4 protein-coding genes are annotated in these 4,633 nt (G+C 29.6%); all 4 read left to right on the forward strand.

Annotated elements, in window-relative coordinates; all coding sequences use genetic code 11:
• Positions 1–195: 195 nt before the first annotated feature.
• Genes H8R92_RS12795 through ispG form a run of 4 tightly spaced genes read left to right on the forward strand, consistent with a single transcriptional unit; the run spans position 196 to position 4,418 of the window.
• Entirely contained in the window at positions 196–1,149 is a 954-nt protein-coding gene (locus H8R92_RS12795; protein WP_186835656.1) for an AI-2E family transporter, read from the forward strand.
• Between the two features lie 17 nt (positions 1,150–1,166).
• The gene (gene dxr, locus H8R92_RS12800; RefSeq protein ID WP_022212339.1) at positions 1,167–2,327 is read left to right on the forward strand and encodes a 1-deoxy-D-xylulose-5-phosphate reductoisomerase; all 1,161 of its coding nucleotides are present in this window, start codon (positions 1,167–1,169) and stop codon (positions 2,325–2,327) included.
• 12 nt (positions 2,328–2,339) lie between these two features.
• Positions 2,340–3,353: an RIP metalloprotease RseP gene (rseP, locus tag H8R92_RS12805; protein ID WP_186835657.1), complete on the forward strand. Its 1,014-nt coding sequence runs from the start codon at positions 2,340–2,342 to the stop codon at positions 3,351–3,353.
• A 15-nt stretch (positions 3,354–3,368) separates the two neighbouring features.
• Positions 3,369–4,418 carry a flavodoxin-dependent (E)-4-hydroxy-3-methylbut-2-enyl-diphosphate synthase gene (gene ispG, locus H8R92_RS12810; RefSeq protein ID WP_186835658.1) on the forward strand — a complete coding sequence of 350 codons (1,050 nt, stop codon included), beginning with the start codon at positions 3,369–3,371 and terminating at the stop codon, positions 4,416–4,418.
• Positions 4,419–4,633 lie beyond the last annotated feature (215 nt).

Below are 4,633 nucleotides of genomic sequence, written 5' to 3' on the forward strand. Positions count from 1 at the left end.
AACCTATTTGTTGCATAGGTATCACATTCTTTTTGAAGTTTTTCATAACGATATTATATGCAAAAAAGGGAATTCAAATACGAATTCCCTTTTTTCAAATATTATTTTGATACAGCCCCTTTTTTACATGGGAAAATATCATTAATGTTCTTTCTAAATAATATAATTTTAATATAAATGTTAAAGGAGAATGTTATGAAAACTATAGAAAAATATAATAAAATACTTCTTCTTATAGAACTATTTGCAATTTTTACAGTAATAACATTAGGTATTAAATATTATTTTAAGCCATTTATAATAATTATTATTATGCTGATTATAGGAAGGTCTTTTTATGATTTTTTTCTAAAGTTTAATATTTCAAAGCGAATTTCTGGTGCATTAAGTATATTGTTGATAAATGTAATGTTTTTTTGTTTTGCATTTTACTTTGGCAACGAATTTATAGATATATTAAAGAAGATATATAATAATCATGCTGAAGGCTTAATAATATTAGAAAAAAATATTAAGTTGCTTTTTGGCATAGATATTGAAAAAATATTACAAAGAGCTCTAAAGAACATAACAAGTAATATATTAACAGCTAGTGCTAGCATAACAGGTGAAGGGCTTCTTGCATATATAATTGGAAATATTACTGTGTATTTTTTGTTGGTGGATAGAGAAAATGTAAGAGAACTACTATTGAAGGTAGTTCCAATCAATATTTTTTCTAAGATTTCAGAAAAGAAAAATAATTTAAGACAGGTAATAAAAATTGAACTTATCCTAGTATGCGTAACAACTACTATAATAATAACTGGTTTTAGTATCTTACATATTCCCAGTGGATTTTTTTTAGGAATACTATGTGGAATATTAGATATTTTACCATATGTGGGAACAATAATTGTTTTTATACCAATTATAATATACAATATAGTAGTAAAAAAATATTTAATTGTAATAGGAATGATATCTCTATATATTCTTTCTCAGCTTATAAGAGAGATTTTAGAACTAAAATTTTTAAGCTCTAAATTAGAGATTCATCCGTTAGCTATAATGTTATCTATATATATTGGTGCTGAAATTTTTGGTTTTATAGGGATTTTAGTAGGACCAATATATTGCTTAGTAGCGAAAGATATACTTTATGGTTAGAAACATAGGAGGCAAATATGAAGAATATATCAATTTTAGGGGCTACAGGTTCTATTGGGACACAAACATTAGATGTAATAAGAAAATCATCAGGAACAATAAATTTAGTAGCAGTAAGTGCAAATTCATCTGTAAATAAAATTATCGATATAATCGAAGAATTTTCACCTAAATATGTAGCAATGATGGACAAAAAAGCTTATAAAGAAATTAAGGAATATTGTACTAATAATCAGAAGAGTATAAATGTTTATAGTGGAATTGATGGGCTTATTAAAGTAGCATCTCTAGATGAAATAGACACAGTAGTTACATCTGTAGTAGGTATGATAGGGCTAAAGCCAACCATAGCAGCAATTGAAGCAAAAAAAGATATAGCTTTAGCTAATAAAGAAACCCTTGTAGTAGCAGGTGAAATAGTAATGAAGAAGGCTAAAGAAAATGGAGTTAAAATACTGCCTGTAGATTCAGAACATAGTGCTATCTTCCAAAGCTTAAGCGGATACTGTAATAAGGATATACATAAGATAATATTAACTGCTTCAGGTGGACCATTTAGAGGCAAGAATATAGATGATTTAAAGGATGTTACAGTTCATCAAGCATTAAAACACCCAAAGTGGAATATGGGGCAAAAAATAAGTATAGATTCAGCAACATTGATGAATAAAGGTCTAGAAGTTATTGAGGCACACTATCTATTTGAATGTAGTTATGATAATATTGAAGTTGTAGTACATCCACAAAGTATAATTCATTCTATGGTTGAATATAAAGATGCAAGTATCATAGCACAAATTGGCTCACCAGATATGAGATTACCAATACAATATGCGCTTAATTACCCTAAAAGAGAAGGAAGAATAGCAAATCCAATAAGCTTTTATGAAATAGCACAGCTTACATTTGAAAAACCTGATATGGACACATTTAAATGTCTTAAGCTTGCTTTTAAAGCAGGAAAAACTGGTGGATTAATGCCTACTATTTTAAATGGTGCCAATGAAGAAGCTGTTGCATTATTATTAGAAGAAAAAATTAAATTTTTAGATATTGCTGATTTAATTGAAGAGTGTATGGATAAGTTTAAAGAAAAAAGCAATATGGAACTTACCATTGATAACATTATAACAGTTGATAAAGAAGTAAGAGAATATTTAAGAAAAAAAGTGAGTTAGGAGTTGAATTAATTGTATATTATAATGGCTATTTTAGGATTTAGCTTACTTGTAATAGTTCATGAACTAGGACATTTTATTATGGCTAAAGCCAATGGAATTAAAGTTGAAGAATTTTCAATAGGAATGGGACCAGAAGTTTTTTCACATAAGGGAAAAGAAACTCAATATTCATTAAGGCTTCTTCCTATTGGAGGATATGTAAAAATGATGGGAGAAGAGGAAGCTGTAGAAGATGAGAGAAGTTTTTCCAGCAAGTCACCTCTTAGAAGAATTTCAGTAATTCTTGCAGGTGCATTTATGAATGTGGTTTTTGCCATACTTATATTTGCTTTATACTTTAGTAATGTTGGATTTTCTAAAAATGTTGTAGATAGTGTTATGGATAATTCTCCAGCACAAGAAGTAGGTCTTCAAAAGGGAGACATCATAACAAAAATTAATGGAGTAAATGTTAGAACAACTGATGACATTCTTTTAGAAGTTCAATTAAGTAAAGGAAAATCTCTAGATTTAGTAGTTAATAGAGATGGAAAGAAATTAGATTTAAATGTAACTCCTAAGCTTGATGAAGCTAGAGGATCATATTTAATGGGATTTTATTACGAAAGAGTAACTAATCCAACTATAGGTGAAAGTTTAAAATACACTTATAACTATACCATAAGCATGGTAAAGCAAACTTATAAAAGTTTGCAACTATTAGTTACTGGAAAGTTAAATTTAAAAACCGATGTAGGTGGACCAGTTACAATTATAAGAATGTCTGGAGAAGCAGCAAAAAGCGGTATTCAGACACTGGCATACTTCTTAGGTGTAATAAGCATTAATTTAGCAGTATTTAATTTATTACCATTCCCAGCACTTGATGGTGGATGGGCTATAATATTATTTATTGAATTAATAACAAGAAGAAAAGTACCAGATAAAGTTGTTGGAGCTATAAATTATGTAGGATTTATGATACTTATGGGATTAATGGTTTTAGTTACACTAAAAGATATTATTTTCCCAGTGCAGCTTTAGGAAAGGAAAATTAAAATGGAAAGAAAAAAGACAAGACAAGTGAAGGTTGGAGGAGTTTTACTTGGTGGAGATGCCAAGGTATCAATTCAATCTATGACTAATACAGATACAAGAGATGTTGAAGCAACATTAAATCAAATAAGAGAACTGCATATTGCAGGATGTGAAATAATAAGATGTGCAGTACCAGATATGGAAGCAGCTGAAGCTTTAAAAGAAATTTGTAAATACTCACCAATGCCAGTGGTGGCAGATATCCATTTTGATTATAGATTAGCATTAAAGGCTATAGAAAATGGTGTATCAGCTTTAAGATTAAATCCAGGAAATATAGGAAGTATTGACAGAGTGAAGATTGTTGCAGAAGCAGCAAAGGAAAGAAATATACCTATTAGAATTGGGGTAAATTCAGGGTCTTTAGAAAAAGAAATCTTAGAACGTGATGGAAAACCAACAGCAGAAGGATTAGTTGAGTCTGCCATGAATCATGTTAAGATTCTTGAAGAAATAGGATTTTACGATATTGTAATATCAATAAAATCTTCTGATGTTCCAATGATGATAAAAGCATATAGACTTATGAGTGAAAAATGTAATTATCCTCTTCATTTAGGAGTTACTGAATCAGGAACTGTTTTCAGAGGTACTATTAAATCAACATTAGGTATAGGTACTTTATTAGCAGAAGGAATTGGTGACACTATAAGAGTGTCACTTACCAGTGATCCAATTGAAGAAATAAAGGTTGCCAAGGAAATGCTTATTGCACTAGGTTTAAGAAAGCAAGGAATGCAGTTTGTTTCATGTCCTACCTGTGGAAGAACACAAATAAACCTTATTAAAATTGCAGAAGAAGTGGAAAAACGCTTAGAGAACTGTAATAAGAACATAAAGGTTGCTGTGATGGGCTGTGTTGTTAATGGACCTGGAGAAGCTAGAGAAGCAGATATTGGTATAGCTGGAGGCAATGGAGTTGGATTAATCTTTAAAAAGGGAGAAATCCTAAGAAAAGTTAAAGAAGAAGATCTTGTTGAAGAATTGCTTAAGGAAATAGAAAATCTATAGGAAGAAGAGGCATATGTGACAATATGCCTCTTTTTTGAAGTACAGGAAAGTATAAAATTTTCGATGGCTGAAAGTTAGATGTTATCTAGCATTCAGCCTTTAAATATGTTAAATTTATTAATTATAAATTAGAGGTTTTTACATATGAAAAAAGGTAAAATAAAAATAATACTAGAAGATCACTGGCATGGGTTCTTAAAAATATATGAAAATAA

The organism is Clostridium lentum (assembly GCF_014287815.1).
In the GTDB taxonomy this organism is placed as follows: domain Bacteria; phylum Bacillota; class Clostridia; order Clostridiales; family Clostridiaceae; genus Clostridium; species Clostridium lentum.

Coding starts and splice junctions, on each gene's coding strand:
- dxr (WP_022212339.1), top strand. CDS start 1,167: ATGAAGAATATATCAATTTTAGGGGCTACAGGTTCTATTGGGACACAA.
- ispG (WP_186835658.1), top strand. CDS start 3,369: ATGGAAAGAAAAAAGACAAGACAAGTGAAGGTTGGAGGAGTTTTACTT.
- H8R92_RS12795 (WP_186835656.1), top strand. CDS start 196: ATGAAAACTATAGAAAAATATAATAAAATACTTCTTCTTATAGAACTA.